The 25,847-nt window shown below is 68.3% G+C and carries 23 protein-coding genes; 7 read left to right on the top strand and 16 right to left on the bottom strand.

Annotated features, from left to right (window positions below):
• Position 1 precedes the first annotated feature (1 nt).
• The 9 genes from BW733_RS13160 to purU all read right to left on the bottom strand — a co-directional run bounded on the left by BW733_RS13160 (position 2) and on the right by purU (position 10,335).
• A complete protein-coding gene (locus BW733_RS13160; protein WP_077351151.1) occupies positions 2-1,075 on the bottom strand; it encodes an adenosine deaminase in 1,074 nt (357 codons plus the stop codon).
• A gap of 17 nt (positions 1,076-1,092) precedes the next feature.
• Positions 1,093-1,482: a cytidine deaminase gene (locus tag BW733_RS13155; protein WP_077351149.1), complete on the bottom strand. Its 390-nt coding sequence runs from the start codon at positions 1,480-1,482 to the stop codon at positions 1,093-1,095.
• Positions 1,482-2,783, bottom strand: coding sequence for an ABC transporter permease (locus tag BW733_RS13150; protein ID WP_077351147.1), 1,302 nt, complete (start codon positions 2,781-2,783; stop codon positions 1,482-1,484). The genes BW733_RS13155 and BW733_RS13150 overlap by 1 nt, the downstream gene beginning before the upstream one ends.
• A complete protein-coding gene (locus tag BW733_RS13145) occupies positions 2,780-3,964 on the bottom strand; it encodes an ABC transporter permease (RefSeq protein ID WP_077351145.1) in 1,185 nt (394 codons plus the stop codon). The genes BW733_RS13150 and BW733_RS13145 overlap by 4 nt, the downstream gene beginning before the upstream one ends.
• Complete coding sequence (locus tag BW733_RS13140; protein ID WP_237268199.1) at positions 3,957-5,504, bottom strand: ABC transporter ATP-binding protein; 1,548 nt, start codon at positions 5,502-5,504, stop codon at positions 3,957-3,959. The genes BW733_RS13145 and BW733_RS13140 overlap by 8 nt, the downstream gene beginning before the upstream one ends.
• 148 nt (positions 5,505-5,652) lie before the next feature.
• Complete coding sequence (locus tag BW733_RS13135) at positions 5,653-6,804, bottom strand: BMP family lipoprotein (RefSeq protein WP_179947117.1); 1,152 nt, start codon at positions 6,802-6,804, stop codon at positions 5,653-5,655.
• Between the two features lie 143 nt (positions 6,805-6,947).
• Positions 6,948-8,159 carry a phosphotransferase gene (locus BW733_RS13130; protein ID WP_077351141.1) on the bottom strand — a complete coding sequence of 404 codons (1,212 nt, stop codon included), beginning with the start codon at positions 8,157-8,159 and terminating at the stop codon, positions 6,948-6,950.
• Positions 8,152-9,480 carry a hemolysin family protein gene (locus BW733_RS13125; protein ID WP_077351139.1) on the bottom strand — a complete coding sequence of 443 codons (1,329 nt, stop codon included), beginning with the start codon at positions 9,478-9,480 and terminating at the stop codon, positions 8,152-8,154. Before BW733_RS13125 ends, BW733_RS13130 begins: the two co-directional genes overlap by 8 nt.
• 6 nt (positions 9,481-9,486) lie before the next feature.
• On the bottom strand, positions 9,487-10,335 hold the full coding sequence (gene purU, locus BW733_RS13120; protein WP_202970374.1) for a formyltetrahydrofolate deformylase: 849 nt from the start codon (positions 10,333-10,335) through the stop codon (positions 9,487-9,489).
• 135 nt (positions 10,336-10,470) lie between these two features.
• Between purU and BW733_RS13115 the strand changes: the two genes are divergently transcribed.
• On the top strand, positions 10,471-10,875 hold the full coding sequence (locus BW733_RS13115) for a hypothetical protein (RefSeq protein ID WP_152024711.1): 405 nt from the start codon (positions 10,471-10,473) through the stop codon (positions 10,873-10,875).
• Between the two features lie 62 nt (positions 10,876-10,937).
• Here the strand turns inward: BW733_RS13115 and BW733_RS13110 are convergent, their stop codons facing one another.
• Both BW733_RS13110 and BW733_RS13105 read right to left on the bottom strand, forming a co-directional pair.
• Positions 10,938-11,927, bottom strand: coding sequence for a malate dehydrogenase (locus BW733_RS13110; protein WP_237268198.1), 990 nt, complete (start codon positions 11,925-11,927; stop codon positions 10,938-10,940).
• 102 nt (positions 11,928-12,029) lie between these two features.
• Positions 12,030-12,686 (bottom strand): vitamin K epoxide reductase family protein, encoded by a 657-nt coding sequence (locus tag BW733_RS13105; RefSeq protein ID WP_237268197.1) that lies wholly within the window; start codon positions 12,684-12,686, stop codon positions 12,030-12,032.
• Between the two features lie 74 nt (positions 12,687-12,760).
• On the opposite strand from BW733_RS13105, the gene BW733_RS13100 reads away from it, so the two are divergent.
• On the top strand, positions 12,761-14,014 hold the full coding sequence (locus BW733_RS13100; RefSeq protein ID WP_152024710.1) for a PrsW family intramembrane metalloprotease: 1,254 nt from the start codon (positions 12,761-12,763) through the stop codon (positions 14,012-14,014).
• Here the strand turns inward: BW733_RS13100 and BW733_RS13095 are convergent.
• Positions 14,002-15,390 (bottom strand): 6-phospho-beta-glucosidase, encoded by a 1,389-nt coding sequence (locus BW733_RS13095; protein WP_077351129.1) that lies wholly within the window; start codon positions 15,388-15,390, stop codon positions 14,002-14,004. The two genes, BW733_RS13100 and BW733_RS13095, sit on opposite strands and share 13 nt — an antisense overlap.
• Complete coding sequence (locus BW733_RS13090) at positions 15,387-16,154, bottom strand: DeoR/GlpR family DNA-binding transcription regulator (protein WP_077351127.1); 768 nt, start codon at positions 16,152-16,154, stop codon at positions 15,387-15,389. The genes BW733_RS13095 and BW733_RS13090 overlap by 4 nt, the downstream gene beginning before the upstream one ends.
• A 103-nt stretch (positions 16,155-16,257) precedes the next feature.
• Here BW733_RS13090 and BW733_RS13085 point away from each other — a divergent pair, with 103 nt between their 5' ends.
• From BW733_RS13085 to BW733_RS19815, 5 genes are all read left to right on the top strand, one after another.
• A complete protein-coding gene (locus BW733_RS13085; protein WP_077351125.1) occupies positions 16,258-17,628 on the top strand; it encodes an ABC transporter substrate-binding protein in 1,371 nt (456 codons plus the stop codon).
• A complete protein-coding gene (locus BW733_RS13080; RefSeq protein ID WP_237268196.1) occupies positions 17,625-18,530 on the top strand; it encodes a carbohydrate ABC transporter permease in 906 nt (301 codons plus the stop codon). Before BW733_RS13085 ends, BW733_RS13080 begins: the two co-directional genes overlap by 4 nt.
• Positions 18,527-19,336: a carbohydrate ABC transporter permease gene (locus BW733_RS13075; RefSeq protein WP_077351123.1), complete on the top strand. Its 810-nt coding sequence runs from the start codon at positions 18,527-18,529 to the stop codon at positions 19,334-19,336. Before BW733_RS13080 ends, BW733_RS13075 begins: the two co-directional genes overlap by 4 nt.
• Positions 19,333-20,505: a carbohydrate kinase family protein gene (locus tag BW733_RS13070; protein WP_077351121.1), complete on the top strand. Its 1,173-nt coding sequence runs from the start codon at positions 19,333-19,335 to the stop codon at positions 20,503-20,505. Before BW733_RS13075 ends, BW733_RS13070 begins: the two co-directional genes overlap by 4 nt.
• Before the next feature lie 259 nt (positions 20,506-20,764).
• A complete protein-coding gene (locus BW733_RS19815; protein WP_077351119.1) occupies positions 20,765-24,289 on the top strand; it encodes a PIG-L family deacetylase in 3,525 nt (1,174 codons plus the stop codon).
• A 55-nt stretch (positions 24,290-24,344) separates the two neighbouring features.
• Here BW733_RS19815 and BW733_RS13060 read toward each other — a convergent pair whose 3' ends face one another.
• Genes BW733_RS13060 through BW733_RS13050 form a run of 3 tightly spaced genes read right to left on the bottom strand, consistent with a single transcriptional unit; the run spans position 24,345 to position 25,840 of the window.
• Positions 24,345-24,695: a hypothetical protein gene (locus BW733_RS13060; protein WP_077351117.1), complete on the bottom strand. Its 351-nt coding sequence runs from the start codon at positions 24,693-24,695 to the stop codon at positions 24,345-24,347.
• A 10-nt stretch (positions 24,696-24,705) separates the two neighbouring features.
• Positions 24,706-24,996: a DUF3017 domain-containing protein gene (locus BW733_RS13055; RefSeq protein ID WP_077351115.1), complete on the bottom strand. Its 291-nt coding sequence runs from the start codon at positions 24,994-24,996 to the stop codon at positions 24,706-24,708.
• The gene (locus BW733_RS13050) at positions 24,986-25,840 is read right to left on the bottom strand and encodes a bifunctional methylenetetrahydrofolate dehydrogenase/methenyltetrahydrofolate cyclohydrolase (RefSeq protein ID WP_077351113.1); all 855 of its coding nucleotides are present in this window, start codon (positions 25,838-25,840) and stop codon (positions 24,986-24,988) included. Before BW733_RS13050 ends, BW733_RS13055 begins: the two co-directional genes overlap by 11 nt.
• Positions 25,841-25,847 lie beyond the last annotated feature (7 nt).

Genomic DNA, 25,847 nt, shown 5'->3' with positions numbered 1-25,847 from the left:
CTCAGGCGCGGGCGGCGGCGTAGGCGGGCCGGATCACCTCACGCACGATCGACTCGCGCTGATCGTGCGGCAGGAATGCGGCGCGCATCGCGTTGATCGTGGTCAGCTCGAGATCGTCCAGGTCCCAGTTGAACGTCTCCACCAGCCGCTCGTACTCGCGGGTCATGGTGGTGGCGCTCATCAGCCGGTTGTCGCAGTTGACGGTGACGTTGAAGCCGAGATCCTTGAGCAGTTCGACCGGATGGTCGGCCAGCTCGTCCGCGATGCCCGTCTGCAGGTTCGACGAGGGGGCCACCTCCAGCGGGATCCGCGCGTCGCGCACATAGGCGGCCAACCGGCCGAGCCGGGCCGACCCGTCCACGATCTCGATGTCCTCGACGATCCGCACGCCGTGGCCGAGCCGGTCGGCCCCGCAGACCTGCACCGCCTCCCAGATCGAAGGGAGGCCGAACGCCTCCCCCGCGTGGATGGTGAAGAACATGTTGTTGCGCTTGAGGAAGTCGAAGGCGGGTGCGAACCGCGAGGGCGGGAAACCGTCCTCGGCGCCGGCGATGTCGAACCCGCACACCGAGTCGTCGCGGTAGCGCAGGGCGAGTTCGGCGATCTCGAGGGTCGGCTCGGCGTGCCGCATCGAGGTGACGATCTGCCGGGCGACGATCTTGTTGCCCCTGCCTGCGGCCTCCCGCATGCCCTCGGCGAGGCCGTCGCGCACGGCCTCGACCGCCTCGTCGAGCGTGAGTCCATTCCTCAGGTGCTGTTCGGGCGCCCACCGCGCCTCGGCGTATACCACGCCGTCGGCGGCCTGGTCGACGACGAACTCGCGGGCGACGCGCCGGAGGTGCTCTGCCGTCTGCATGGCGGCGATGGTGTGATCGAACGTCTCCAGGTAACGAACGAGCGATCCGGAATCGGCGGCCTCGTAGAACCACGTCGCCAACTCCTCGGGCGTCTCCGCCGGGAGGGGGTGACCGGCCTCGGCGCAGTGCTCGAGTACCGTTGCAGGGCGCAGTCCTCCGTCGAGGTGGTCGTGCAGCGCGACCTTCGGCAGAGATCGGATCACGTCGGCACTGAGCATGCGGGTCACTTCCAGGGTCAGGGGTTCAGGTTCGAGGGGCCGAAGGCCTGCGGCAGCATCTCGGCCATCGTACGCAGACCCTCGGGGGTCTGCACCACGAGCTCGTCGCCGCCGTGCTCGTACAGCAGTTGGCGGCACCGCCCGCACGGGGTGATCAGCTCCCGGTCACCGTTGACACAGGTGAACGCCACGAGCCGCCCGCCGCCCGTGGCGACCAGGTCGGAGACCAGCCCGCACTCGGCGCACAGCGTGACGCCGTAGCCGGCGTTCTCCACATTGCAGCCGGTGACGATCCGGCCGTCGTCGACCAGAGCGGCCGCGCCCACCCGGTAGCCCGAGTAGGGCGCGTACGCCAGCACCTGGACGCGGTCGGCCTCCGCCTTGAGCCGGTCCCAGTCGATGTTCATCAGTGCGTCTTCACGAAGTGCATGCCGTCGGCAGCGGGTGCGCGCACGCGTCCGACGAGACCCGCGACGGCCACGATGGTTGCGATGTAGGGAAGCATCTCGATGAAGTCGCTCGGGATGGGCAGCTGCATCGGCTTGGTGGTCTGGGCCAGAGCGCGCAGGAAGCCGAAGAACAGCGCGGTCAGCGCGCCGAGGATCGGGTTCCAGCGACCCATGATGACGGCCGCGAGCGCGATGAAGCCGTTGCCCGCCGTCGGGTTGTTGTCCTGGAACGGGCCGACCGAACCGATGGTGAAGTAGGCGCCGCCGAGGCCCGCGAACACACCGCCGAGCAGCACGGCGGAGGCCTTCGTCCGGATCACGTTGATGCCGACGGTGTCGGCCGCGATGGGGTGCTCACCGACCGAGCGGACCCGCAGGCCCCACCTGGTCTTGTAGAGCAGGAACCACACGAGCGGGATCGACAGGAACGCCATGTAGGTCAGGGGGCGCAGGTTGAACAGGATCGGGCCGAAGAACGGGATCTGGTCGAGCAGCGGGATCGCGACAGGCAGCATCGGCTGGACGTTGGCGTAGGCCGCCATGTCCTTTGCGACGAGCTGCTGGTAGACGAACCCGGTCAGGCCGCTCGCAAGCACGTTGATCACCACGCCGATGATGACGTGTTCGACGAGGTAGCGAAGCGTGAACACGGCGAGCACACCGGCCATCAGGAGCCCGGCGAGCGCCGCCGCCACGAGCCCGGCGATGAACGACTGCGTCATCGAGAAGGTCAGCGAGGCGGCGAAGGCCGCCGTGAGGAACATGCCCTCGATCGCGATGTTGACCACGCCCGCGCGCTCAGCGAGCACGCCGCCGAGCACGCCGAAGAACAGCGGCGTGGCGTACTCGAGGGTGAGGTTCAGCTGGCTGGTCAGGGTGAACGGAAGCTCGGAGCTTGCCGCTACCCAGGCGAGGAAGCCGACGAGAAGGGCGACGCCCGCCACGAGACCGGCGAGGGTGCGGGCCCACTTCGGCAGCTTGCCGGAGAGGATCGCGACCCCGGAGGCGATGACCAGGATCGCGCACACCAGCACCGTCGCGGTGCCTGGGAGATGGATCTCGGGCAGCTTGACCTCGGCGAACGCGTCGGACAGGGCGATCACGCCCTCCTTGTGCACCGTGAACGCCATCCAGAACAGCACGAGGCCGACGATGGTGACGAGGCTGCCGGTCGCGATGCGCTGCGAGCGGGCCTGGGGAGACTCGACGACCTCGGGGGCCGCGATCTCGGGGGTGATCAGGACGGTTTCGCTGCTCATGCCTCGGCCACCTTCGCAACGGGGACTGACTGGTTCTTCACCTTGCGTTCCTTCAGGAAGGGCATCACCGAAGCCACGAAGGCGGGCGCGGCGACGAAGAGCACCACGAGCGCCTGGATGAGGTCGGTGAGTTTGTCGGGCGTCTCAGCCATCGTCACCATGGTGCGGCGGGAGGCCTTGAGGGCGCCGAACAGGAGTCCGGCGAGGATCACGCCGACGGGGTGCGAGCGGCCGAGCAGCGCGACGGTGATCGCGTCGAAGCCGAGGGTTCCGATGATCGCGCCCGTCATCTGCGGCGGGCTACCGGTCAGCACGTCGGGCGCGGTCACCATCATGACGCCGCCGAGTCCGGCGAAGGAGCCTGCCATCGCCATCGTGATCACGGTGATGTTGGGCACGCTCGCACCGGCGACCGCGGCCGCGTTGGGGTTGAGGCCGATGGCCTGGAGGTTGATGCCGAACTTGGTGCGCTCGAGGATCCACCAGACGACGGCGGCCGCGATGATCGAGATCAGGAAGCCGAGGTGCAGGCTCGTCCCGGCGACCCGCGGCATGGTGGCGCTCCACTCGAGCACGGGCGAGATCGGGTCGTTGCGGCCCGAAGCCTGGAAGGCCGGCTGCAGCATGGCGTAGGCGAGCAGGCTGGTCGCCACGTAGTTCATCATGATGGTCAGGATCACCTCGTGGGCACCGGAGCGGGCCTTGAGGATGCCGACGATGCCGCCCCAGACGGCGCCCGCGAGCATGCCGACGATGATCACGAGCGGCAGGTGCAGGAACAGCGGAAGCCCCTTGACCGTGAAGCCGACGTAGGCTGCGCAGAGCGCGCCCATCATCGCCTGGCCCTGGGCACCGATGTTGAACAGCCCGGCGCGGAAGGCGACCGCAACCGCGAGGCCGGCGCAGATCAGGGGTGCGGCCTCACGGGTGGTGTTGGTGATGGCGGAGACCGAGCCCACCGACCCGACCCACATCGCGTGGAAGGTGCGCGCGATCTTGTCCCAGGACGCGGCGAGCGCATCGCCCGGGCGCGAGAAGAAGTAGGCCCACTTGGATGACACCTCGGCGTCGGCGATCACCATGATCACCGCGCTGACGACGAAGGCCAGAAGCAGGGAGGCGATGGTGATGATGGTCGAGGTCACCCATGCCGGACGCGGCTGGATGCGCTTGTCACTCATTGGTGCTGCCTTCCTGGACGGTTGCGACGGCGTCGTCGTAGCTGACGCCCGCCATCATGAGGCCGAGCACGTCGCGGGGTGTGTCCGGGTCGACGATCCCGACGATCCGGCCGCGGTACATCACGGCGATCCGGTCAGCCAACGACTCGACCTCCTCGAGCTCGGTCGAGACGATCAGCACGGCGGTGCCCCGGTCGCGCTCGGCGACGATGCGCTTGTGCAGGAACTCGATCGCCCCGACGTCGACGCCACGGGTCGGCTGGGAGGCCAGCAGCAGCGTCAGGGGGCGGGAGAGCTCACGCGCAAGGACGACCTTCTGCTGGTTGCCGCCCGACAGTGACTTCACCGGCTGGGTGTAGGAGCTGGAACGGATGTCGAACTCCTCGATCCTGGCCTTTGCGTTCTCCGCAATCGCGCGGAGGTCGAGCGAGCCGAAACGGGAGTAGGCGTCGAGGTTGTCGAGCACGAGGTTCTCGGCGATCGAGAACTCGCCAACGAACCCGTCGCGGTGACGGTCCTCGGGAACGTAGCCGAGACCGGCCTTGATGGTGCGCGCAGGCTTTGCCGTCGTGATGTCGACCCCGTCGAGGGTGACCGTGCCCGAGACCGGCATCGTCGTGCCGAGGATGGCCTCGGACAGCTCGGTCTGGCCGTTTCCCTGGACGCCGGCGATGCAGACGATCTCGCCGCCGCGCACGGTGAGGCTGAGGTCGTCGACGGCGACGGCGCCGGACGCGTTGGCGACGGTCAGCCCGTCGATCACGAGGCGCTCCGCCCCGGGTTTCGCCTCCTCCTTGTCCACCTGGAGTAAGACCGAACGGCCGACCATCATGGCGGCGAGCTCGCCCTCCGAGGTGCCGGGCTCGGCCTCACCGACGACCTTTCCGCGGCGGATGACCGTGATGTCGTCTGCGACCTCGCGGACCTCGCGGAGCTTGTGGGTGATGAAGACGATTGCCCTTCCCTCATCGCGCAGGGACTTCATGACGAGCATCAGCTCGTCGATCTCCTGCGGGGTGAGCACTGCGGTGGGCTCGTCGAAGATCAGGTAGGTGGCGTCGTTGGCGAGGGCCTTGAGGATCTCGACGCGCTGCTGGATGCCGACGGGGAGGTCCTCCACGAGGGCGTCGGGGTCGACGTCGAGCTTGTAGCGTTCGCTCAGCTCGCGGACCTTCCTTCGTGCGCTATTGAGGTCGAGCACGCCTGCCCTGCTCGGCTCGTGGCCGAGCACCATGTTCTCGAAGACGGTGAACACGGGGATCAGCATGAAGTGCTGGTGGACCATGCCGATGCCCGCCGCCATGGCCTGCTTCGGGTTGGTCAGGGTGAGCGTGCGATCGCCCAACTTGATCTCGCCCTCGTCGGGCTCGAGCAGTCCGAACAGGATGTTCATCAGGGTCGACTTGCCCGCCCCGTTCTCGCCGAGGAGGCAGTGGATGCGGCCCGGCACGATGTCGAGGGAGATGGAGTCGTTCGCGGTGAGCGAGCCGAATCGCTTGGTGATGCCGTTGAGCGACAGCACCTCTGAGCCAGTTTTCACCTCAGGTTCTGTGGTGGTGGTCACAGGGAATGCCCTCCTTCGGCGGCGTGGGGTCAGCGTAGCGGTTTCGCACGGCCCGCGCCGGGCAGATAGATGGGAGGAGGGGCGCTGATTTCAGCGCCCCTCCTCCGCTCGGTGTTACCGGTTATCAGGCGGGCTGTGCCGGCGACTTGATCGTGATCTTGCCGCTGATGATGTCGGCCTTGATCTGATCGAGTTCGGCCTGGAGGCCCTCCGGCATCTTCGACTCGAAGTCGTGGAACGGGGCGAGCCGCGCTCCACCGTTCTCCAGCGTGCCGACGTAGGGATCGGAGCTGAACTCGCCGTCCATGGCGGCCTTGATGGCCTCGAACACCGCGACGTCCATGGCCTTCACGACCGAGGTGACGATCTGCGGGCCGTACTGCGGGAGGGAGACGTAGCCGTCGGTGTCGACCCAGATGGCGTTGACCTTGCCACCGGACTCCTTGGCGGCCTGCAGCGCGCCCTCACCGGCGGGGCCGGCGACGGGCATGATGATGTCGGCGCCCTGGGCGATCAGCGTCGAGGCGGTGTTCTTGCCGCCGGGGATGTCGCCGAAGGGGTTGTTGCCGCCGACGAACTGGCCGTCCTGCGCTGCGGTGTCCCAACCGATGACCTTGACGTCCTTGCCCTTGGCCTCGTTGTAGTAGGCCACGCCCTCAGCGAAACCGTCCATGAAGATGGTCACTGTGGGGTACTTGGCGCCACCGAAGGTTCCGACGGTGCCGCTGGTGCTCATCGCCGCGGCCGCGTAACCGGCCATGAAGGCGGGCTGGGCGGTGTTGAAGATGAGGCCCTTCGCGTTGTCGACGCCCTCGAAGGAGTCGTGGTCGACGATGATGAAGTCGACGTCGGGGTTCTGCTTCGCGGCGGCTTCGGTGGCGCTCGCGAGGGCGAATCCGACGGTGATGATGGCGTTGCACTTGGCGTCGACCATCGACCGGACGTTCTGGGCGTACTCGGCCTCGGCGTTGGACTCGATCTGCTTGGTCTGGATACCGAGCTCGTCCTGGGCCTTGATCATGCCGGCGTGGGCCGTCTCGTTGAACGAGTTGTCGTCGAAGCCGCCGAAGTCGGAGACCATGCAGGCGAGGAAGTCGGAAGCTTCGCCGCCGGTTCCCGCGGTCTCGCTGGCAGCGGCAGACGGATCGGTCGCCGCCGAGGTTTCGGCCGTCGCGTCGGGCGACGTGGTGGTGGTGCTCGGCGGCTCGGCACAGCCGGCCAGCGCGAGGGCAGAGGCGCTGGTCAGCGCCAGCATGCTCAGCAGGGACTTCTTCACGAAGGATCCTCCTTGGAAATGGCTTTGGGCAACGATGACCATACCGCCCAGTTGTCCGGAACGTGGACTCGGCCCCTTGATCGTTACAGATCCGCAACAATGCGCTCCCCGAGGCGGCAGCCTCCGACCCGCGAAGGGCCTTCTCAGACAACCTGACGCACGAGGGCTCCCGCCGAGCGGATCATCCCCATCGTCTGCTGTCGCCAGTCGATCTCCTGGCCCCGGTAGGGCCCGGTCGCGAGCGAGATCACCACGGCCGCCGCACGCAGCCGCAGCTCGACCGGGTCCACGCGTTGGTCGAAGACGGGCACCCAGCGGGCGAGGATGTCGCGCACCTTGGTCTCCTGCTCCCGGTTCATCCGCTGGATGGTGGACAGGTGACCGATCAGGCAGGCGAGGTCGTCGGCCCTGCGCCCGGGGCCGATGGTGTCGACGTCGAGCATGCCCACGACACGCCCACCCGCCACGCGCAGCTGGCCCTCATGGAAGTCCCCGTGGGTCGGCTCGTTGCCCAGCGGATACTGGGCCAGGCCGCTGGTGATCTGGTTGGTGAGCCAGTTGAGCTCATCCGCCAGCTCAGGCAGCGTCGCCGAGACCATCCGGGCGTAGTGGCCCACCGCGTCCGACCAGGGCGGTCGGCGCTCGAGGCCTGCCACCGCGGGCGGCATGGCGTCGAGCAGGGAGATCAGGTCCTCCGGGCGGCACGGGTCGCCCGGCTCGAAGAGCGCGCGCGCCATCGCCATGCCCGGCAGTTCACGGGTGACCATCAGGTGGTCCGGGGTGGTCAGCGCGACCTCCGGGGCGGGCAGCCCGGCGTCGCGCAGCAGCGTGTGCTTGTTCAGGACGTCCTCGAACAGCCGCTCGCGCAGCACCTTGACGTAGAACACCTCGTGAGGGTCGTTGACCACCACCTTGACGACCGCGCGGCGGCGGGGACGATACGCGATCATCGACAGCGAGAGCTGCTCCGCGGTGACCGGGCGCGCCAGCACCGAGCCGGCGTTCAGCGTCTCGGCCATCCGGTCCGGGAAGGCGGCACGGGGCAGTCCGAGCAGGTCGGGGTCGTTCGGGTACAGCCACACGGCGACGCGGCGGTGGCCGTCCTCGAAGATCTCCGCCCGCTCATCGCTCGGCACGAGCTCGCCGATCCGGGCGCTGACCCCGAGCAGTTCGGTACGCTCGCCGTGCGGCCACAGGATCTGCGCCACATAGGTGGCGGTCGTCGACTGCTCGGGGGCGGCGTCGACGTGGTCGAGCGACCAGCTGAGCAGCTGACCGCCCTGGTGGTCGACAGCGGCGCGCAGCAGCGGCTCGACCCGCGGCCCGGTCAGGAGCCGGGCGCCGTCGTCAGGCATCGTCCTCGCCTTCCAGGATCGGCTCGCGGCGCAGCGCGAACCAGGAGGCCCGGCGCCCGTCGACCGCGCTGACCTCGAGGGTGAAGCGCGCGTGCGGCCCCTCGGGGTTCTCCTCGGGCTGGAGGCTGAAGGTCGTCGTCGAGCCGAGGGCAGGCACCTGACCGGACTCGGCCATGAAGAAGCCGGCGACCGTGTCGTAGGGTCCCTCGGGCATGACGTAGCCCGTGAGTTCGGCGAACTCCTCGATGGTGGTCAGCCCGTCGACCTCGTCGACCTCACGACGGGCGGCGTCGTCGTCCTTGTCGTACTCATCTGTGATGTCGCCGACGAGCTCCTCGACGAGGTCCTCGATGGTGACGATGCCCGCCGTGCCGCCGTACTCGTCGCGCACGATCGCCATGTGGGCACGGGCGCTGCGCATCGAGGAGAGGGCACGCAGAATCTTGACCGTCTCCGGGAGGAAGAGCACCTCGCGCACGAGCGAGCGCACGTCCCCGTCGCGGGCAGCGCCCTCGACGTCCATCAGGTCGCGCACGTGGATGAAACCGAGGATCCGGTCGTTCGACCCGTCGGTCACCGGGTAACGCGAGTGCGGGGCACCTCGTACCTCGCGGTAGGCCGTGCCGATCGGCATGTCGGCGGGCAGGAAGTCCACCTCGGTGCGGGGGACCATCACCTCGCGCAGCGACCGCTCCCCCGCGTCGAAGACCTCATCCACGATCGAGCGTTCCTCGAGGCCAAGCGTTGAGGAGCTCGAGACCATGGCACGCAGCTCCTCGTCGCTGACCTGGTCCTTAGCCTGCGACGGGTCGCCGCCGAGGAGCCGGACGAGGAAGTTGGTCGAGATGTCGAGGAACCAGATCAGCGGCCGGGCGAGGGTGGCGATGCCGGAGACGAGCGGGGCGAGTCCGAGCGCGAAGGCCTCAGCACGCTGCATGGCGAGCCGCTTCGCGGTCAGCTCACCGATGACGATCGAGAAGTAGGAGATGATCACCGTGACCAGCACGAGGGCGCCGGGCGCTGCCACGGACTCCGGCACTCCCCACCCGATGAGCACCGGCGCGATGGCCTCCGCGATCGTGGCACCGCCGAATGCAGCGGAGAGCATGCCAGAGACGGTCACGCCGATCTGCACGGCTGACAGGAAGAGGTTCGGGTTGCTGGTCAGCCGCTCGATGGCCCGTCCGCGCTTGCCCTTGGTTGCGAGCTGCTTGACCTGGCTCTCGCGCAGCGTCACCATCGCCATCTCCGCGGCGGCGAAGGTGCCGCCGATCAGGATGAAGACGAAGATGAGAGCTATGTCGCCCCACACGGGTGTCAGTGCCCCTTACCGGAAGATGACGGTGCGGTCGTCGTCGGCAAGCACCCGGTGTTCGGCGAACAGGCGCACGGCCTCGGCGAGGGTCTGCGACTCCTGGGCCTGGCCCTTGCGCATGAGCTTCGAAACGCTCATCGTGTGGTCGACGCGGACCACGTTCTGCTCGATGATCGGGCCCTCGTCAAGGTCGCTCGTGACGAAGTGGGCCGTTGCGCCGATCAGCTTCACGCCGCGGGTGTGGGCCTGGCGGTAGGGGTTGGCGCCCTTGAAGCCCGGCAGGAACGAGTGGTGGATGTTGATCGCCCGCCAGGCGAGGAACTCGCACAGCCCGGGGCTGAGGATCTGCATGTAACGCGCGAGCACGACCAGTTCGATGCCCTCCTCCTCGACGACGCGACGCACCTGCGCCTCGAAGTCGGCCTTCGTCTCCGGGGTGACGGCGTGGCTCTCGAACGGCACCCCGTAGAACGCGGCCATCGGCGAGAGGACGTCGTGGTTGGCCATGATCCTGGCCACGTCGATCGGGAGTTCGCCTCCCTGCCAGCGGAACAGCAGGTCGTTGAGGGCGTGGCCCGCCTTGGAGGCGAGCAGCAGCGTCCGCACGGGACGCTCGGCGTCATCGACCCTCAGCCGCGCCCCGAAGCCGTCTGTCGCCTCGCGCACGGCACGTTCAAGACCCTCGGCCTCTGCGCCCTCGACGGCGATGCGCGTGAAGAACCTGCCCGAATCGGGAGAGGAGAACTGCTGCAGTTCGGTGATGTTGCCGCCGACGGCGACGATCGCCCCGGTGATGGCGTGGACGATCCCCGGTCGGTCGGGGCAGTCGAGGGTCACTACGAGCTGCGGCATGGGCGCAATGCTAGCGCCACCCTCCACGGGCACCCTGCATCACCGAAGGAGGGTGAGCTTCGACGGAATCGGCCGGTTCTGCGGTCGCGAGGCGCTATCGTGCACCGGGTGCGCAGCGTTGCGCACTCAGAAAGCACCACCCGCATGTCCGATCCACTAGTGGAAAACCCCAGGCCAAGCATCGATTCACAGGACTTCCACCGGGTCGCCGCCACGGCGAACCTGCCGTCGATCCTGTACTCGCTGTACTGGAAGCGGTTCTCCACCGCGGGCGCCGTGTGGTCGATCTTCGGCGGCCTGATCACCGCCGTGGTGCTGATCATCTTCTCCCCCGCCGTCTCCGGCGTGCCCACCGCGATGTTCCCGAACGTGGACTTCGCCCTGTTCCCGGTCGACACCCCGGCCATCGTGTCAGTGCCCGTCGGGTTCTTCCTCGGCTGGCTCGGCTCCGTCCTCAAGCCCGATGGCGGCAAGTTCGCCGACCAGGCCCCCGAGATGGAGGTCCGCTCGATGACCGGTGGAGGCGCGGAGGCCGCGCTCGACCACTGAGCCAGACGTGGAAGCGGCCCGCCCCGGATCAGGGCGGGCCGCTTTTCACGGTGCGTGTCGGCTCAGATGAGTCCGAGCTCGGTGACGGCGTTGCGTTCGTCGACCAGCTCGGCGACCGAGGCGTCGATCTTCGAGCGGGAGAAATCGTTGAGCTCGAGGCCCTGGACGATCTCGTACTTCCCGTCCTTGACGGTGCAGGGGAACGACGAGATGAGGCCCTCGGGGACGCCGTAGGAGCCGTCGGACGGCACGGCCATCGAGACCCAGTCGCCCTCGGGAGTGCCTAGCACCCAGTCGCGCATGTGCTCGACGGTGGCGTTGGCTGCGGAGGCCGCAGACGAAAGGCCGCGGGCCTCGATGATGGCCGCTCCGCGCTTGGCGACGGTCGGGATGAAGGTCGACTCGATCCAGGCCTGGTCGTCGACCAGCTCGGCGGCGTTCTTGCCGTCGACCAGCGCGTTGAACAGGTCGGGGTACTGGGTGGCCGAGTGGTTGCCCCAGATGGTCATGTGCGAGATCGCGTTGACCGATACGCCGAGCTTCTGCGCGAGCTGCGTCAGCGCGCGGTTGTGGTCGAGGCGGGTCAGCGCGTTGAACTGCTCGACCGGGATGTCGGGCGCGTTCTTCGAGGCGATCAGGGCGTTCGTGTTGGCCGGGTTGCCGGTCACGAGCACCTTGACGTCATCGGCGGCCACCTCGTTGAGGGCCTTTCCCTGGGCAGTGAAGATCGCGCCATTGGCAGAGAGCAGGTCGCCGCGCTCCATGCCTGCCTTGCGCGGCATGGCGCCGACCAGCATGGCCAGGTTCACCCCGTCGAAGACCTTCTTCGGGTCGTCGCCGATCTCGATGTTGACGACGTTGCCGAACGCGCAGTCGTCGAGCTCCATGACGACGCCCTCGAGCGCCTTGAGCGCGGGCGTGATCTCCAGCAGGCGCAGTTCGATGGGGCGATCGCCAAGCAGCGAGCCGCTCGCGATGCGGAACAGCAGGCTGTAGCAGATCTGGCCAGCGGCGCCGGTGACGGCGATCTTGACGGGAGCCTCAGTGCTCACTTGATTTCCTCTCATAGGGATCCGTGAGGCTGACTCTACCCCCCGTCACCCGGCGCGGCACTTCGAGGGTCGCTCACCGCTCACCCCGGATTGAGCAGCGGCTCAGATGACCTTGAGCACCATCTTCATGACCTCGATCGCGACCACGACGGCCAGCCAGGCAATCAGCGTGATCGTCATCCAGCCGTCGCGGACGAACTTGCGCAGCTTCTCCAGCACCCCTTCGGAGACGTAAAGGTTGCCCTCGAGGATGTTCCAGTGGGTCATGGACCAGAAGACGAAGGTGGTGGAGACGGTCACGGTGAGGCACCAGGGGCACAGCGCTCCGATCACGAACGTCGACTGGAACAGCAGCCAGTAGGCGAAGATCACTCCGAGCAGGTAGACCACGTTGGCCGTGAACATGAACCACTTCGGGAAGCGCACCTTGCACAGCGAGGCGACGGCGATCGTCATCACCACGGGCTCCGAGATCATCCCCAGGAAGGCGTTGGGAAACCCGAAGACCTGCGCCTGCCAGGAGAGTCCCACCTTCGAGCAGCTCAGCCACACGGCGACATCGCAGGCCAGCGACTGGTCCGGGTTCTCCGCGAGCTTGATCGCGTCATAGCTGAGCACGAAGGAGGCCACGAGGCTGATCACCGCGAACAGCAGCATCTCGCCGAACAGGATGTACCTCGTGCGGTCCGAGGGCATGGGGCGTGGGTCGACGGCCGCGGCGTCGCCCTCGGCGGTCTCACCTGGCGCTTCAGTCTGCATGGCGCAATCCTAAACACCCACCCCCAAGCGCCCAACGTGGGCTGACTGGAACGGATGCGCCCTAGGCTTGTCCGGTGACATACCCGCAGCAGCAGTTCCCACCTCCGGGCGGGGCCAATCCGTCCGGGCAGGCTCCGTACGGGCGCTCACCCGTGCAGTTCCCGGCGCCCGCGCCGAAGCCGTGGCACCGGCGAAAGGAGCAGGCCTTCGTCGTTCCGCTGATCGTGGTGATCCTCGGCGGCCTCGGCACCCTCCTCGGCATGGTGATCGTCCTGTTCCGACCCGTCCTGATCTCCATGATCGCGGTGCTCGTCTTCTCCGTTGTCGCCGCGTTGGGCTTCTGGTTCCTGCGCTGGCTCGACCGATGGGAGCCCGAGCCGCCGATGTTCCTGATGGGGGCCTTCCTCTGGGGCGCAGGCGTCTCGGCCTTCGTCAGCGGCATCGTCAACACCGTCGTGCTCGGCTCGACCGGTTCGTTCGAGGCGACCACGCGCATCTCCGCGCCCCTGATCGAGGAGTCGACGAAGGCCCTGTTCCTGGTCGTGCTGCTGCTGAGCTCCAAGCGGGCCCGGGCCGAGTTCAACTCGCTCACCGACGCCATCGTCTACGGCGGCATGGTGGGGCTCGGCTTCTCGTGGATCGAGAACATCAGCTACGCCCTCGGCCCGGAGACCGCCTCCGAGAGCCTGCAGGTCCTGGTCGTCCGGTTGCTGCTTGTGGCCTTCCTGCACCCGATCCTCACCATCATCGCCTCGATCGGCATCTGGTTCGGCTTCCGCGCACCGGGCGTCATGCGCCTCGTCTGGCCCGTGGCCGGATGGTGCCTGGCGGTGTTCCTGCACTGGGTGCACAACAGCTCGTACCAGCTCTTCGGCGACACCGGTTCCCTCGTCACCGCGGGCATCGAGATCCTCGTGGTCACCGGCCTGATCGTGATCGGGGTGCTCTCGAGGAAGGGCGAGCAGGCCGCCGTCCAGCGGCAACTGCCGGTGCTGGTGCACTTCGGCTGGATCACGGCGAGCGAGGCGGGCTGGCTGGCCGATCTCTCCTCCCGCAAGGCGGTGCTCTCCCGCACGAACGGGGATGAGCGCAGGGCGCTCAGCGAGTTCATCCAGAACACGACCGAGCTGGCCCTCGTGCGGGAGAGGCTCGACGCCGACCAGTCAGCTCGCCCGCCGAGCGAACTGCTGCAGACCCATAAGCAGCTGGTCGACCTTGTGGTGGTGCGACGCACGCAGGCCGCCCAGCTGCTCGGCCAGGGCGGGCCCTGGCAGCCGATGACGCCCCGTCCGGGCGACAACTGGGGAACGATGCCCTACCCGGGCTGACCCCCGAACAGTTCCGCGATCGAGGGATGCGCGGCGACGTACCCGTCGAGCAGGGCGCGCCCCAGCCGGGGCGAGTCGACGAGCGGGTGCATGGAGAACCCGATCCAGGCCTGCCGCGCGTCGCCTGTCGCGGCCGCGGTGGCGATGGCCTGCTCCGATCCACGGAGCCTTGCCATGATGCCGAGCTGGCTCAGCTCGAGCGGCGCGACCGGCAGCGGATGCACGCCCTCCGCATCGACCACGCAGCCGACCTCGATCACCACGTCGTCGGGCAGTTCAGGCACGATCCGGCCGTGCGCTCCTCCGTTGGCGACGTCGAGGATCATCCGCTCCGGTCGTCCGGTGGCGAGCGCGTTCATCAGCCTGAGCGCCACCTCCTGGTACCCGCCGCCCGCGACGTCCTCCTCGCGGCGCTCCTCGTCGGACTCACGGGCCTCTGCCATGTAGGTGGCCTCGCGTTCGTGCAGTGCCGTGCTCCAGGTCTCCCCCGGCCCGTCCGATTCGGCGACCCGGCGGTAGAACTCCTCCTGCTGGCGCGCGAGGTACTGCCCGCGCGTCTCGTCGGCCTCGAGGATGTGCTCGACGGCCTCGTCGGTGCGCCAGTAGTAGTACAGGTACTCGTTGGGAAGGGCGCCGATGGCGCGGACGAAGTCCTTCCCGATCACGCGCGCCTCTTCGATCTGATCGAGCAGCGCCTCGTCGTCGAGCACGTCGGGGAGGCGGTCGACGCCGTCGATGGTGACCGAGCGAAGCCAGCCGAGGTGGTTGAGCCCGATGTAGTCGTAAGAGACGCGCTCCTGCTCGTGTTCAAGCGAGACGCCGAGCACGCGGGAGACGCGGCGCACCAGGCCGATCGGGGTGTCGCAGATGCCCACGACGCGGTTGCCGAGGAACTCGCGCATGGCCTGGGTGACGATGCCTGCCGGGTTGGTGAAGTTGATCGTCCAGGCACCGGGCGCGACCTCCGCGATGGTCCTGGCGATCTCGCGCATCACGGGGATGGTGCGCAGCGCGTAGGCGAGGCCGCCGGGGCCGATGGTCTCCTGGCCGAGCAGGCCGAGTTCGAGCGCGACCCGCTCGTCGGCGATGCGCCCCGCGGTGCCGCCGACACGGATGGCCGAGAAGATGAAGTCGGCCCCCTCGAGGGCCTGGCGCAGGTCCGTGGTGAAGCCGACGGCGGGCGGATTGTCGAAGCCGGCCGCGTGTTCACCGACGACGCGTTCGATCGCGCCGAGCCGGTGCTCGGAGTTGTCGTAGAGCACGACCTCGTCGATGTTGACGGCGGGGGCGCCGTCGACGGCGAGCGCGTTGCCCGCCACCGCGTCGTAGACGAGGGGGACCCGGAAGCCACCGCCTCCGAGAATCACGAGCTTCATGAAACCACTACCTCCACAGGCGAGTCGTCGGGCAGTTGCAGCTGTCCGGTTGTCAACGGCCGATCGGTGATCAGGCCGGCGAACCGGGAAACGGGGGCGATCTCGAGGAAACCCGTCCCGGGGAACTTGTTGTGGTCGACAAGCAGCCACGACCGGGTGGCGATGTCGATCATGGCGCGCTTGACGGGGACCTCGCTCGGGGTGGAGTCCAGTACGGCGCCGTCGGCGCGCACCCCGGCCGAGCCGAGGAAGGCGACGTCGACGCGCACCTGCCGCAGGCACGATTCGGTCAGCACCCCGACCATCGAGTGGTAGCTGGGGCGCAGCACCCCTCCCATCACGATCAGGTCGACCCCGGGCGCGTCGGCCAGTTCGCGGACGACGGCCAGGGAGGCGGTCACGACCGTGATCTCCCGGTTGCGCAGGTAGGAACACATGGAGAATACGGTGGTGCCGATGTCCATGGCCACGACGTCTCCGTCCTTGACCAGCTTCGCGGCGGCGCGGGCGATGGAGCGCTTCTCGCTCGGCTCTTGGCTCGCGACCACGTCGAACGCGGAGGCGTCCACCTCGGCGCGCACCCCGCGTGGGCGGCACGCGCCGCCGCGGACCCGTTCCACGAGCCCGCTGTCCGCAAGAAGGTCGAGGTCGCGGCGCACCGTGGCCTCCGAGACACCCAGCGTCTTTGCCAGTTCCGGCACCGAGGCCGATCCCTGGCGGAGGATCAGTTCGGTAGTCCGGCGCTGGCGCACATCCGTCAGCATGCGTCAGACACTACAGCGATTTCTGAGCATGAAAGAAAAAATGTGAGCATTCGCGCGCAAAACATGGCAGAATCTCCCTCACGCAGTAAGTCAAGGAGGACCCATGTCGCTTCGACCCTTTTCACGCCGCAGTTTCGTTCTCGGTGCCGCAGGCGTCACCGGGCTGGGCGTGTTGTCGGCCTGTGCTCCAGGAGAGGAAGCACCGACCGACGCACCCGCTGGTAGCCCCAGCGCCGTCGAATCCAAGGACCCGAGCCAGCTCGGTGACATCACGCTCGTCGTCTGGGACCAGGAGGTCCGCGGCAGCCAGAACGACGCCCTGGAGGCGCTTAACAAGGCGTTCCAGGACAAGTACCCCAACATCAAGATCGAGCGAAAGAGCCAGTCGTTCGACGACCTGAAGGCCCAGGTCTCGCTCGCCCTGAGCGGCAACGACGTGCCCGACGTCGTGCAGGTCAACAACGCCCGCGCGGACATGGGCCAGTTCGTCAAGGCCGGTCAGCTAACCGACCTCAGCCCCTACGCGACCACCTACGGCTGGGAGGACCGCTTCCCCACCTCGGTTCTGTCGAAGGTGCGCTACAGCGCCGACGCCACGACGTTCGGCGAAGGCAACCTCTACGGCCTCCCCCAGACGGGCGAGATCGTCGGCATCTTCTACTCGCAGAAGAAGCTCGACTCGCTCGGCCTGAAGGTGCCCACCACGTGGGACGAGTACTTCGAGCAGCTCGACGCCGCGCTCGCCAAGGGTGAGCAGCCCATGGTGCTCGGCAACGTCGACAAGTGGCCCGCCCTGCACGTCTTCGGGCCGCTGCAGGCCAAGTACGTCACCCCCGAGGAGATCGTCAAGCTCGGCATGGGCAACGCGGGCGCCTCGTGGACGGACGACGCGAACAAGCAGGCGATGACCCAGTTCGCGGACTGGGGAGCCAAGAAGTACTTCGGATCCTCCCCCAACGGCACCGACTACGACGCGGCCTGGAACGACTTCACGAAGGGCACCGGCGTGTTCCTTCCCGGCGGCTCCTGGCTCGGCACCGACATGGAGGCCGTGATGGGCGAGGACCTCCACTTCATCGCTCCCCCGCCCGCGGTGGACGGCAAGCTCGCCACCACCGGCGGAACGGGCATCCCGTTCTCCATCCCGGCAAAGGCCAAGAACGTCGACGCGGCCGCCGCCTACATCGACTTCATCACCACCTCCGACGCGATGAAGCTGATCGCCGAGAACGGCGGCTTCCCCGTCCTCGACACCGCCGCGCTCGCACCCGAGAAGGGCGTCCAGAAGGAGATCTTCGAGGCGTTCGACAAGGTCTCCCAGGAGGGCACCCTGCTGCCGTACCTCGACTACGCGACCCCGTCGTTCTCCGACACCGCGGGCCAGGGGCTGCAGGAGGTCCTCGGCGGCCAGCGCTCGCCTGAGGACGTCCTCGGCGACTTCGAGGCCGACTACAAGGAGTTCACGGGACAGTGAGTTTCACGGCGCGGAAGCGGCGGGAAGCGCCCTCGGCAGTGGTCCGCGGGCGCTTCACGCCCTACCTCTACCTGCTCCCGGCCTTCCTCGTCTACGCCGCGTTTCTGCTCTACCCGCTGATGCGGGCCGCGCAGTTCTCGCTGTACGACTGGCCGGGCTTCGGCCCGTCGACGTTCGTCGGGCTCGGCAACTACGTCGACCTGTTGAGCGACCGCCGCTTCCTCGCCGCGATCTCACATGCCTTGATCCTGATCATCTTCTACTCGATCCTGCCGCTTGTCGTCGGCCTCGTCCTCGCGGCGATCCTGCGCAGGGGGAAGGTCCGCGGCCTCGCTTTCTTCCGGGTCGTCATCTTCATGCCCCAGGTCATCGCGCTGGTTGTTGTGGCCGTTGCCTGGTACCAGATCTACGCGCCGAACGGGTTCCTGAACAGGGCCCTCTCCGCGATCGGGCTCGACGAACTGACAAGGGGCTGGCTCGGCGATCCGAACTTCGCGCTCCCCGCCGTCGGCATGGTCGGGTTCTGGCTGCAGACCGGCCTCGTCATGCTGCTGCTGCTGGCAGGCATGGGCCGGATCCCCAACGACCTCTACGAGGCGGCGCGACTGGACGGGGCCGGGCCCGTCTCGGAGTTCTTCGCCATCACGCTGCCGAGCGTCAAGGCCGAGATCACCACCGCGCTCGTGCTGACCATCATCGCCGCGCTCAAGACCTTCGACCTCGTCTACGTCACCACAGGAGGCGGACCGGGGACGGCGACGACCGTGCCGAGCTATGAGGTCTACAACCGGGCGTTCAACCTGAAGGAGGTCGGCTCGGCCTCCGCGGTCGCCGTCGTCCTGACGGTGCTCGTCTTCCTGATCAACGTCGTCGTCTCGCGCATCGGGGAGGAGAAGCGATGAAGGTCTCCGCCGCTGAGCGCACACTCAACTACGTCATCCTTTCCATCTTCGCGCTGTACGCGATCTTCCCGATCATCACCATCGCCATCACCGCGCTCGGCCCGAAGATCGGGGTCACCGTCGAAGGCCTCCACTTCGAGAACTTCGTCGAGGCGTGGCAGCTCGGCCAGTTCGGCTCTGCCCTGACCAACTCGGTGCTTGTCGCGCTGCTGGTGGTCAGCGTCGCGCTCGTCCTGTCGATCCTGGCCGGCTACGCCTTCGGGACCATGCGGTTTCCCGGTTCGACGCTGCTGTTCTACCTCTTCCTGCTCGGCATGATGGTGCCGGCCGAGGCCATCGTGATCCCGCTGTTCTTCGATCTGCGCACGCTGGGGCTCACCGACACGATCTGGGCCGTCGCGGCGCCCCAGATCGCCCAGTCGGTCGCGTTCGGCACCTTCTGGATGCGCAGCCAGTTCCGGGCGATGCCGCCGAACCTGATCGAGGCCGCCGCCATCGACGGCTCCAGCGGCTGGACGACGCTGCGGCGGATCATGATCCCGCCTGCACTGCCCTCGATCGCGACGGTCGCCGTCCTGATGTTCATGTGGACCTGGAACGAGTTCCTGATCCCGCTCGTGATGAGCCCGTCCGGGGTGTGGCGCACAGCCCCGCTCGGCCTGTCGATCTTCAAGGGCCAGTACACCGCAGACCACGCGCTGCTCTCCGCCGCGGGCGTCATCATCGCGGCACCCATCATCGTGGCGTTCCTGTTCCTGCAGCGCTACTTCATCAACGGCATGCTCGAGGGGGCTGCGAAGGAATGACCGATCACGTGCACGACGAGACCAAGTGCGACCAGTGCTGGAGCTGGGACCCGCTGGCCGCCACCCGCACGGGCGACGGTCCGCCGCTGGACGTGCTCACCACCGGGCCGCTGTTCTTCGACCTGATCTTCGCCGGGCTCCCCCGCCTCCCCGAGCCGGGTGAGGAGCTGTACTCCAGCGGGATGGGATCGTGCCCGGGCGGCATCGCCAACCTTGCGACGGCGGCGGCACGGCTGGGCCTGCGCACCGGTCTTGTCACCGGCTTCGGCGACGACGCCTACGCCGACTGGATGTGGGACGTGCTCTCCAACGACGAGCGCATCGACCTGTCCGCCTCCCGCCGGTTCCCGAACTTCCACTCGGCGATCACCGTGTCGATGGCCTTCAGCGGCGACCGGGGCATGGTCACCCACGCCCACGAGCTCCCCGAGTCGCTCGACGCGGCCCTGCTCGAGGCACCCTCCGCCCGCGCGGCCGCCATCGATCTGGGCTCGGCCGGGCAGTACTGGCGCGCGCTGCGCGAGCGCGGGACGCTCCTGTTCGCCGACATCGGCTTCGACGAGACGGGCCGCTGGGACCAGGCGACGCTCGCGCCGCTCGAGTTCTGCCATGCGTTCACCCCCAACGCCGTCGAGGCGATGCGCTACACCCGCACCGACCGTCCGACCGAGGCGGTGCGGAAGCTGGCCGACCTGGTGCCCCTCGCCGTCGTCACCGACGGCGTCGGAGGAAGCTACGCCATCGACGGCAGCACCGGCGAGGAGGCGTACTGCCCCGCCGTCCCGGTCGAGGCGATCGACCCGACCGGCGCCGGCGACGTCTTCGCGGCCTCGATCGTGCTCGGCACCCTTGCCGGCTGGCCGCTGGAGACCCGGTTGCGCTTCGCCTCGCTCAGCTCCTCGATGGCCGTGCGTCGCTTCGGCGGATCGCTTGCGGCGCCCGGCTGGGGCGACATCGCCGACTGGTGGCGCACCGTCTCGCGCCAGGCCGCGGAAGGGGACCTGCGCGCCGCCTACGTTGCCCGCGACTACGCCTTCCTCGGCGACCTGATCCCGACCCACGAGGTGCACGGAGTCCGCCGCGCCGAGGGCACGTTCGCGCTCGCCTCGCACCTCGGCTACCGCCCCGGACGCACGGAGGGACTGACCGCCCCCGCCTCCGCTGAGTGAGTGTCTGTTTGAGTTCATCACGCCCTGGCGGCGATGTGAACGCTGCCATCGGCAACGAGCCCGGAAAAATGCTCATTTCCATGGCCGGCCACAGGCTCTGCAGACGACCCGCGTCCGCTGCTGGCACCGCAGCGCTCCGATAGGTTTGCGTCAAATCCGATCAAAGCGTTGCTGACCCCGTCAGATCTGCTTAAGCTGACGCATGTCTCAGGAAGCAACGCAGCGGACACAGTGGTCCGCGTTCGGAGGTTGACCACCCATGAAGGCCCCATCACTCGGCAGACGGCTGATCGCCCTCGCCGGCGCTCTCGTCATCGGATTCTCGATGGCGACACCGGCGTCGGCGGACGACCAGAGACTCAAGGTCGGTGAACCGTCGGTCACGACCGAGGTGAACCCGAGCAAGATCGACGTCATGGGCCTGTGGGCCCATCCCGACGACGACGCGTCGTTCATCACACCATGCGGCGTCTGGCACGACAAGTACGACGTCCAGTGCGGCATCATCATGCTCACCCGCGGCGAGGGCGGCTCCAACTCCGTCGGCGACGAGGCCGGTCCGGATCTCGGCCTGCGTCGCGAGAACGAGGACCGCGCCTCCCACTACCGGTCGGGCACCCTCGACATCTACAACATCGACGCGGTCGACTTCTTCTACAACACCAGCGCCGCCCTCACCGAGGAGGTCTGGGGCTCCGAGCGCATCCAGCGCCAGGTCGTGCACGTGATCCGCCAGACCCAGCCGGACGTGCTGGTCGGCTTCTCGCCGTCGATGGCCGTCGGCCACGGCAACCACCAGTACGCCGGTCGCGTGATCTGGGAGGCGGCGGCCATGGCGGCCGATCCGACCAGGTTCCCGGAGCAGCTGACCGGGCCCGACGCCGTCGACACCTGGCAGGTCAAGACGATCACCTCCGGCGGCGTGACCACCGGAACCGGTGGCACCATGGCCCCCGACTGCAACGCCGGCTACACGCCCGCGGCGGAGAACCCGTTCACGGTGGTGGGCACCTGGAGCGGCTACGACTCCCCCTACACCTGGTTCGAGGGCAACGTCCAGGGCAAGCCCGCAGGGTCGGCCATGACGTGGGCGCAGACGGGCCGCGAGGGCTTCATGGTCCACGCCACCCAGGCGCGACCCAAGTTCACCGGCGTCTACGATCCCCAGTGCCTGCGCTACGGCATCGCCCAGTCCGTCGTGCCCTTCCAGCCCAACGGCTCGGCAGGCAACGCCAAGGACGACGCACTTCTCTACGGCTCCGTCCTGCCCGACCCCGGAGGCATGCCGCTCGGGTCGACCTACTCCCTGACCACGGACGACTACTTCCAGGCGCCAGGGGTCCCCTTCGAGGTCACCGTCACCGCCCGCTCGGGCAAGGGCACCATCGCCGCAGGCGACGTCACCCTCAAACTGCCGGAAGGCTGGCAGGTCTCCGGCGACGTCAAGCTCGGCCCGATCACGGAGGCCGACTCCTCGTCGGTCACCCTGACCGTCACCCCTGCCGCGGACAGCGCCCTGAAGCGTTACCCGATCTCGGCGACGTTCAGCAACGGATCGGTCACCGCCTACACCGACACCCGGATCGAGCTGGTCGCCGGCGTCGAGGGCCGCTTCCAGCGCTGGGGCAACTACGCGGAGTACGACCAGTGGGCCGAAGAGTTCACCAACGTCGGCGGCCGCTCCAACGCCGAGCGTCAGATCGGCGCCGGGGAGTCGATCACCGTTCCCGTCGTGGTCAGCAACCGCACCAACGCCGCCCAGTCGGGCGAGGTGTCGCTGAGCCTTCCCGCCGGGATGACCGCCGACGCGACGAGCAAGCCCTACAGCAACCTCGCCGCCGGGGCCGGGACCACCGTCGACTTCGTCGTCACCCACACCGACCCGACCGCAGCCGCCGGAGTGAACGCCAACATCACCATCACCACGACGGCACCCGGCTCGACGAGCTCCGAGGTGCTGAAGCTCTACGTCGTTCCCACCACCGTCATCCCGGAGGCCGGAACCGCGCCAACCGTCGACGGCGTCGCCGACGACTCCTACGGGCCGGCGCTCGACATCGGCCGCAAGTGGGAGGGTGCCGACTGCGCGCCGGACGGGACCGACTGCGGAAAGGGAAGCACGCTTCGCATGTCGTGGAACGGGGACGACCTCTACGTCGTGGCCACCGTCGTCGACGACAAGGTGAGCGCCGCCGCCCCGCCGGAGCGCTGCTTCGGGCACTGGCTCGTCGACTCCGTCGAGGTGCTGCTCGATCCGATGGGCGGCTCGCGCGACACGTCGACGACGTTCAAGTCGGGCATCCTGCCCTACACCGACGACGCGTCCGGCGCCGCGGGCAACGGTCCGGACGGCCCGTGCTGGAGCCGCGACGCCGACAACCACCAGGGCTTCTCGTCAGGTCCGCTCGCCGACACCATCGAGGACGCCCCGAACTCGCCCGGCCAGACGGTCGGCGTCAAGGTCACGCGCACCTCCGACGGCACCTACGAGGGTGGCAGCTACACCGTCGAGACCAAGATCCCGCTGGCGAACCTGCCCGCGGCGGTCGTGACGGGCAAGGCTCCGACCGGGGCCCAGGCGGACAACGAGGTTGACCCGAAGTACCTGGGCCTCAACGTGACCCCCTACGACTCCGACGTGACGACCTACATCGGCAAGACCCGTACCGCCTGGTCGCCTTTCGGCAGCCAGCAGTCCGAGCCGTACCGCTGGGGTCACGCCTACCTCGACGGCTACACGGCGCCCGCCGACCGGCCGACCACGCCGTCCGACCCGATCATCCCGGACACGGCCTTGATGGGGGTCGAGTCTCCGCAGACGATCCACCAGTCGGCCACCCGTGGTGTGACGATCTCCGGTCTGGACGCATCGCATGCCCTGAAGATCGACTCCGTGTCGCTCAACCAGGCCCAGGCCACGTTCGACGTGACCAGCACGGCCGCGGGAACCTTGCGGGCATTCGCGTGGCACGGCGACCTCGGGATGGTGCCCGTGTGGATCACCAGCTGCGAGGGCGACGAGCTCGGCTTCTCGACCTGTTCACCCGACGACATCACCGCCGCCCCCTGGGGCGACGACATGGGTGGACGGGTGCTCGCTAGCACGACGGCCGAGGTGAAGGTCGGCTCGAGCAAGGTGAGGCTGAAGCTCGGGAAGGAGGCGTTCGCGGCGCTCGCCGACGAGGGCACCCTGCTCGTCTCGTTCCAGGACAAGGACGGGAAGGTCCAGGCCTGGCAGTATCCGGTGGTCAAGGACACCTCGACCCCGAAGCCGACCCCCACGCCGAAGCCGACGCCGACCGCCAAGCCGACGCCGTCCCCGATGCCCACGCCGTCCAAGCCGTGGAAGTTCGAGCCATCGGCTCCCTACACCCTTCCCGGCTACCACGACCTCAACGGGCGGCGTTGGTTCACCGAGTGTGAGGCCTACTCGCAGACGCAGCGCTGCCGCACGAGCATCTGGGCCACGACGGTCCAGCGCAGCGGCGACTCCTTCGTCGTGAAACAGGACTGGGCGTTCAACAACCTGACCTACCTCCCGTACATGAAGCGGGAACAGTGGGCGGGCAACCCGCTCGGCGTGACCGGCTCGTGGACCGCCTCGGACGGCAGGAAGTGGCGCACTGAGTGCGACACCCCCGCGACCGGCCGTGACGGCTGCCGCTCCTACGTCAATGCGACGGTGTACAAGGCGACCCCGAAGGCTGGGGGTGGGTACACGTTCAGCCAGGAGAACCAGTGGGTCTTCAACAACCTGGTGCTGTTCATGCCGAAGTCGGCCTGACCACACCCTGATTCCGGGCCCCGGCGCAGCGGCGCCGGGGCCCGGCCCTGCCCGCTCAGTCCCGGTCGGTCTCGATCCAGCCGACGGCCCAGTCCGCGCCGTCGGGGACGAGGTCGGCGTCGGTGGTCAGATAGGAGACCACCCCGTCCCTGGTGACGACCTGATCGACCCGCTCGTGAGCCGGCTCCGCGACCAGGGCGCGCAGCGCCTCCTCGAACCCGGCACCGGACACCAGCGCCGCCACGAACCCGCGCGAGAGGCCGAACTCTGCGGCGATCACGTCGACCGTCAGCCCGCTACCCCGCGCCGCTTGGGAGAACTCGTCAAAGCGCTCGGCCGCAGCGGTGAGGGCAGCGTCAAGTCGACGATGCCGCTCGCGGAGCCCGTCCAGCGCCTCGTCGCCCATGGTCGGAGGCTCAGCTTCCGGGGACGATGAAGGCGATCGCCGCCGTCGCGATCGCCATGACGGCCATCACCGTGACGTCGATCCAGCGCCGACGCACGACGAGCAGGCCCGCGATCCGGCGGGGAAGCACGAGCCGCAGCACAGCGCCGAGGCCGAGCGCGGCCGCGAAAAGCAGGGCGGAGCGGCGCCAGAAGCCGAGCGCGGCGAACACGACCGCAGCGAGCACCACGGCCACCACGATGATCAGTGGCCACGGGTTCGACGGGTACGAGTCCGCCGGCCTGTCCGGCTTATCGGGCATTGAGGCCTTCCGCGCGGTCGACGACGTTGCTGAGCAGCATCGCGCGCGTCATGGGGCCGACGCCTCCCGGGTTTGGCGTGACCCAGCCTGCCTTGTCCCACACGTCGGGGGCGAGGTCACCGGTGGTCTTCCCGTCGACCCGGCTCACGCCGACGTCGACGAGCGCCGCCCCCTCGCGGATCATGTCGGCCGTGATCATGTGCGGCACGCCCGCGGCAGCCACGACGACGTCGGCCTTCCGGGTGTGCTCGGCGAGGTCGCGGGTTCCGGTGTGACAGAGCGTCACGGTGGAGTTCTCGCTGCGACGGGTCAGGATCAGCCCGAGCGGGCGACCGACGGTGATCCCGCGGCCCACCACGACGACCTCGGCCCCGTTGAGCTCGACGTCGTGACGCCGCAGCAGCTCGACGATGCCGCGCGGGGTGCACGGGAGCGTCGCGGGCTCGTTCAGCACGAGCCGCCCGAGGTTGATCGGGTGCAGGCCGTCCGCATCCTTGTCCGGGTCGATCAGGCTGAGCGCCCAGTTCTCGTCGAGGTGGCGCGGGATGGGCAGCTGCACGATGTAGCCGGTGCACGCCGGATCGGCGTTCAGCCCCTCGATGGCTTCGCGGAGCTGGTCGGCGGTGGTGTCCTCGGGGAGCTCGACCTGGATCGATGCGATGCCGACCTCTTCACAGTCGCGATGCTTCATCCGGACGTAGTTCTGGCTCGCGGGATCACTGCCGACGAGCACGGTGGCGAGTCCCGGGACGACGCCGTGCTCGCGCAGGGCCGCGACGCGGGTGGTCAATTCGGCCTTGATCGCGGCGGCGGTGGCCTTGCCGTCAAGCTTCTGGGCGGTCACGGTCGGC

Source organism: Tessaracoccus flavescens (assembly GCF_001998865.1).
GTDB classification, from domain to species: Bacteria; Actinomycetota; Actinomycetes; order Propionibacteriales; family Propionibacteriaceae; genus Arachnia; species Arachnia flavescens.
This window is presented reverse-complemented; position numbering and strand designations above follow the sequence as displayed.